This is a genomic window from Meridianimarinicoccus zhengii (assembly GCF_003254465.1).
GTDB classification, from domain to species: Bacteria; Pseudomonadota; Alphaproteobacteria; order Rhodobacterales; family Rhodobacteraceae; genus Meridianimarinicoccus; species Meridianimarinicoccus zhengii.
This window is the reverse complement of the sequence record NZ_QDFI01000130.1, coordinates 1-5,707: the sequence shown is the minus strand read 5'-3', so window position 1 is coordinate 5,707 and position 5,707 is coordinate 1. Positions and strand designations below refer to the sequence as shown.

General features: G+C 55.9%; 3 tRNA genes and 3 rRNA genes. All 6 read left to right on the top strand.

Going from position 1 to position 5,707, the window contains the following annotated elements:
- Nucleotides 1-46: 46 nt before the first annotated feature.
- The 6 genes from DDE13_RS21625 to DDE13_RS21600 all read left to right on the top strand — a co-directional run bounded on the left by DDE13_RS21625 (nt 47) and on the right by DDE13_RS21600 (nt 5,707).
- Nucleotides 47-1,573: ribosomal RNA gene (locus DDE13_RS21625) — 16S ribosomal RNA — on the top strand.
- A 191-nt stretch (nt 1,574-1,764) separates the two neighbouring features.
- Nucleotides 1,765-1,841: transfer RNA gene (locus DDE13_RS21620), tRNA-Ile, on the top strand.
- Between the two features lie 46 nt (nt 1,842-1,887).
- Nucleotides 1,888-1,963, top strand: a tRNA-Ala gene (locus DDE13_RS21615).
- A gap of 498 nt (nt 1,964-2,461) precedes the next feature.
- Nucleotides 2,462-5,373, top strand: a 23S ribosomal RNA gene (locus tag DDE13_RS21610).
- Between the two features lie 95 nt (nt 5,374-5,468).
- Nucleotides 5,469-5,583, top strand: a 5S ribosomal RNA gene (gene rrf, locus DDE13_RS21605).
- The 16S, 23S and 5S rRNA genes sit together here with 3 tRNA genes alongside, the layout of an rRNA operon.
- 47 nt (nt 5,584-5,630) lie before the next feature.
- Nucleotides 5,631-5,707, top strand: a tRNA-Met gene (locus DDE13_RS21600).

The following is a 5,707-nucleotide window of genomic DNA, read 5'->3' as shown; positions in this document are numbered from 1 at the left end:
ATGATGTGCAGAGGTTCGAACGTCAAGGATACACCTTCGGGTGTTTCAACTTGAGAGTTTGATCCTGGCTCAGAACGAACGCTGGCGGCAGGCCTAACACATGCAAGTCGAGCGAGGACTTCGGTCCTAGCGGCGGACGGGTTAGTAACGCGTGGGAACGTGCCCTTCTCTACGGAATAGTCCCGGGAAACTGGGTTTAATACCGTATACGCCCCCTCAATCAAATGTCACATTTGATTGGTTTATCCGATCATACCAAATGCCTGTGGCATTTGATGGGGGGGAAAGATTTATCGGAGAAGGATCGGCCCGCGTTGGATTAGGTAGTTGGTGGGGTAATGGCCTACCAAGCCTACGATCCATAGCTGGTTTGAGAGGATGATCAGCAACACTGGGACTGAGACACGGCCCAGACTCCTACGGGAGGCAGCAGTGGGGAATCTTCGGCAATGGGCGCAAGCCTGACCGAGCCATGCCGCGTGAGCGATGAAGGCCTTAGGGTTGTAAAGCTCTTTCGCCAGGGATGATAATGACAGTACCTGGTAAAGAAACCCCGGCTAACTCCGTGCCAGCAGCCGCGGTAATACGGAGGGGGTTAGCGTTGTTCGGAATTACTGGGCGTAAAGCGCGCGTAGGCGGATCAGAAAGTTGGGGGTGAAATCCCGGGGCTCAACCCCGGAACTGCCTCCAAAACTCCTGGTCTTGAGTTCGAGAGAGGTGAGTGGAACTCCGAGTGTAGAGGTGAAATTCGTAGATATTCGGAAGAACACCAGTGGCGAAGGCGGCTCACTGGCTCGATACTGACGCTGAGGTGCGAAAGTGTGGGGAGCAAACAGGATTAGATACCCTGGTAGTCCACACCGTAAACGATGAATGCCAGACGTCGGGCAGCATGCTGTTCGGTGTCACACCTAACGGATTAAGCATTCCGCCTGGGGAGTACGGTCGCAAGATTAAAACTCAAAGGAATTGACGGGGGCCCGCACAAGCGGTGGAGCATGTGGTTTAATTCGAAGCAACGCGCAGAACCTTACCAACCCTTGACATGTGGATCGCGGGGCCAGAGATGGCTCTTTCAGTTCGGCTGGATCCAGCACAGGTGCTGCATGGCTGTCGTCAGCTCGTGTCGTGAGATGTTCGGTTAAGTCCGGCAACGAGCGCAACCCACACCCCTGGTTGCCAGCAGGTCAAGCTGGGCACTTTAGGGGAACTGCCCGTGATAAGCGGGAGGAAGGTGTGGATGACGTCAAGTCCTCATGGCCCTTACGGGTTGGGCTACACACGTGCTACAATGGCAGTGACAATGGGTTAATCCCAAAAAGCTGTCTCAGTTCGGATTGTCGTCTGCAACTCGACGGCATGAAGTCGGAATCGCTAGTAATCGCGTAACAGCATGACGCGGTGAATACGTTCCCGGGCCTTGTACACACCGCCCGTCACACCATGGGAGTTGGTTCTACCTGACGGCCGTGCGCTAACCTTCGGGGGGCAGCGGACCACGGTAGGATCAGCGACTGGGGTGAAGTCGTAACAAGGTAGCCGTAGGGGAACCTGCGGCTGGATCACCTCCTTTCTAAGGATGTTTCTAGCCATCCTTGTGATGCCAACGCGCTCAAGCAGCAAAGCGGTAGCGCAAGGATCATGAAACACTTAGCAGTCACGGTCCTTCTCACGAAGGCACGGCCAATCGGCCGGAAGTGACATATACGGCCAGGCCGTCCTCATATCTCTTCAGTCAGTTGCAGACCTACCGGTCTGGATCTTGGGTCGGTAGCTCAGGTGGTTAGAGCGCACGCCTGATAAGCGTGAGGTCGGAGGTTCAAGTCCTCCTCGACCCACCATGATTATCACGGATGCGCCCGCCAGCGGCGTCGGGTGCAACCTTACGGGGCCTTAGCTCAGCTGGGAGAGCGCCTGATTTGCATTCAGGAGGTCAGGAGTTCGATCCTCCTAGGCTCCACCATCAAACGTCGATCGCGCAGCGATCCGGGACTCCAGTGGAGCACCGGAAGGTGTTTGATGCTCGAGGCGCAAGCCGAAAGCCGGTCAATTCACTTCGGATACTCACATCGTCACCACCGATTAGATCGGAAAGCATGGCATCATGCTTTCCCGTCCAATCGGACACGCGGGCCTTCCGGCCTTGCGGTTTGACATCGTTCAGAGAGAGAAACATCAGAGCTACGGGCTTTCCGCGTGAGGAAAGCCGGCAGGGCCTTCGGGCACTGCGACGTAGTTTTGTTCCAAGTCAAGTACACTAACCAACATGGCATCCGTCACGAACCAGGACGGATGTCGGGAAAAGTACGACTTTTGATCTCAAGCCCCCGATCATACAAAAGGCGGGGGCCAGGAAGGTGCGGTGCCGTTTTGTGGCGCTGTCCGCGGGCTGGGCGCAATCGCGCTCAAGTAGCCCTCCGGGCGGTAGCGCAAGATGGCATGTCTTGCTTCTTCTGGATCAAATCAAGCGCGAAAAGGGCGTTTGGTGGATGCCTTGGCAGCAAGAGGCGATGAAGGACGTGATAACCTGCGATAAGCCAGGGGGAGCCGGTAATAGGCTTTGATCCCTGGATCTCCGAATGGGGCAACCCACCTGATACTTTGTTATTGTCGCTTCGCGACGGACACTCCGTGCCGACCCTTGGTCGGTTTGGGGCTTCGGCGTGAAGTCGTCGATAATAGGGTAAACCAGGTACTTTTACCCTGAATACATAGGGGTATTAGAGCAAACCCGGGGAACTGAAACATCTAAGTACCCGGAGGAAAGGAAATCAATTGATACTCCCCTAGTAGCGGCGAGCGAACGGGGACCAGCCGAGCAGTGATCGTGAGCAGAACCGTCTGGAAAGTCGGGCGATATGGGTGACAGCCCCGTATGCGAAGCGAGATCTGACGTATTAAGTAGGGCGGGACACGTGAAATCCTGTCTGAAGATCGGGGGACCACCCTCGAAGGCTAAGTACTCCTTGCTGACCGATAGCGAACCAGTACCGTGAGGGAAAGGTGAAAAGCACCCCGACGAGGGGAGTGAAACAGTACCTGAAACCGGACGCCTACAAGCAGTCGGAGGGGGCATGACCCCTGACGGCGTACCTTTTGTATAATGGGTCATCGACTTGGTCTATCCAGCAAGCTTAAGCCGTTAGGTGTAGGCGCAGCGAAAGCGAGTCTGAAATGGGCGATGAGTTGGATGGATCAGACCCGAAACCGAGTGATCTAGGCATGACCAGGATGAAGGTTGGGTAACACCAACTGGAGGTCCGAACCCACACCTGTTGAAAAAGGTCGGGATGAGTTGTGCCTAGGGGTGAAAGGCCAATCAAACTCGGAGATAGCTGGTTCTCCGCGAAATCTATTTAGGTAGAGCGTCATCCGAATACCCCGGGGGGTAGAGCACTGGATGGGTAATGGGGCCCCACAGGCTTACTGATCCTAACCAAACTCCGAATACCCGGGAGTACTAGATGGCAGACACACGGCGGGTGCTAACGCCCGTCGTGGAGAGGGAAACAACCCTGACCTCCAGCTAAGGCCCCCAATTCACGGCTAAGTGGGAAAGCAGGTGGGACGACCAAAACAACCAGGAGGTTGGCTTAGAAGCAGCCATCCTTTAAAGATAGCGTAACAGCTCACTGGTCTAATCAAGTTGTCCTGCGGCGAAGATGTAACGGGGCTCAAGCCGTGAGCCGAAGCTGAGGATGCCGTAAGGCATGGTAGCGGAGCGTGGTGTGACATAGTCGCTATCTGTTCTGTCGCAAAACCAACGAGCAAGGAGGCAACTCCGCGCTCAAGTAGCGAAGCGATAGCGCAGATAATGACTTTACTGTGAAGCCGGGGCGTGAGCCATCCGGTGGAGTGATCACCAGTGAGAATGATGACATGAGTAGCGACAAACAGGGTGAGAGACCCTGTCGCCGAAAGTCCAAGGGTTCCTGCTTAAAGCTAATCTGAGCAGGGTAAGCCGGCCCCTAAGTCGAGGCAGAGATGCGTAGACGATGGGAACGGGGTTAATATTCCCCGGCCAGGAGGATGTGACGGATCGAAGACGTTGTTCGCCCTTATCGGATTGGGCGGGCAGCCAATCGGTTCCTGGAAATAGCCCTCCATCAGACCGTACCCGAAACCGACACAGGTGGACTGGTAGAGAATACCAAGGCGCTTGAGAGAACCACGTTTAAGGAACTCGGCAAAATACCTCCGTAAGTTCGCGAGAAGGAGGCCCGGTTCGTGGGCAACCATGGGCCGGGGGCACAAACCAGGGGGTGGCGACTGTTTACTAAAAACACAGGTCTCTGCGAAGTCGCAAGACGACGTATAGGGACTGACGCCTGCCCGGTGCCGGAAGGTTAAAAGGAGGGGTGAGAGCTCCGAATTGAAGCCCCGGTAAACGGCGGCCGTAACTATAACGGTCCTAAGGTAGCGAAATTCCTTGTCGGGTAAGTTCCGACCTGCACGAATGGCGTAACGACTTCCCCGCTGTCTCGAACGTGGACTCAGCGAAATTGAATTGCCTGTCAAGATGCAGGCTTCCCGCGGTTAGACGGAAAGACCCCGTGCACCTTTACTACAGCTTCACACTGGCATCAGGCCAAGCATGTGCAGGATAGGTGGTAGGCTTTGAAACCGGGACGCCAGTTCCGGCGGAGCCTCCCTTGAGATACCACCCTTGCTTTGCTTGATGTCTAACCGCGGTCCGTTATCCGGATCCGGGACCCTGTGTGGCGGGTAGTTTGACTGGGGCGGTCGCCTCCTAAAGCGTAACGGAGGCGCGCGAAGGTTGGCTCAGAGCGGTCGGAAATCGCTCGTTGAGTGCAATGGCAGAAGCCAGCCTGACTGCGAGACTGACAAGTCGAGCAGAGTCGAAAGACGGCCATAGTGATCCGGTGGTCCCGAGTGGAAGGGCCATCGCTCAACGGATAAAAGGTACGCCGGGGATAACAGGCTGATGGTGCCCAAGAGTCCATATCGACGGCACCGTTTGGCACCTCGATGTCGGCTCATCTCATCCTGGGGCTGGAGCAGGTCCCAAGGGTACGGCTGTTCGCCGTTTAAAGAGGTACGTGAGCTGGGTTTAGAACGTCGTGAGACAGTTCGGTCCCTATCTGCCGTGGGTGTAGGATACTTGAGAGGAGTTGCCCCTAGTACGAGAGGACCGGGGTGAACGATCCACTGGTGGACCTGTTGTGGCGCCAGCCGCAGTGCAGGGTAGCTATGATCGGAAAGGATAACCGCTGAAGGCATCTAAGCGGGAAGCCCCCCTCAAAACAAGGTATCCCCGAGGACCGTGGTAGACCACCACGTCGATAGGCCGGAGATGTAAGCGCGGCAACGCGTTCAGTTGACCGGTACTAATGGTCCGACAGGCTTGATTTGATCCAGTAGAAGCCAGACATGGCTTCCGATCGAAAGCCGTACCCCAACAGTGTACAGACTTGGAACAGCCCTCACGGGCATGGATGCTTTCCCGGTTTGGTGATCATAGCGCAAGTGAAACACCCGATCCCATCCCGAACTCGGAAGTTAAGCACTGTCGCGCCAATGGTACTGCGTCTCAAGACGTGGGAGAGTAGGTCATCGCCAAACCTGAAAAGCACCCATCCTCTCTCTCTACGATGAAACAGAACAACCAGCGCGGGGTGGAGCAGCCCGGTAGCTCGTCAGGCTCATAACCTGAAGGCCGCAGGTTCAAATCCTGCCCCCGCAACCA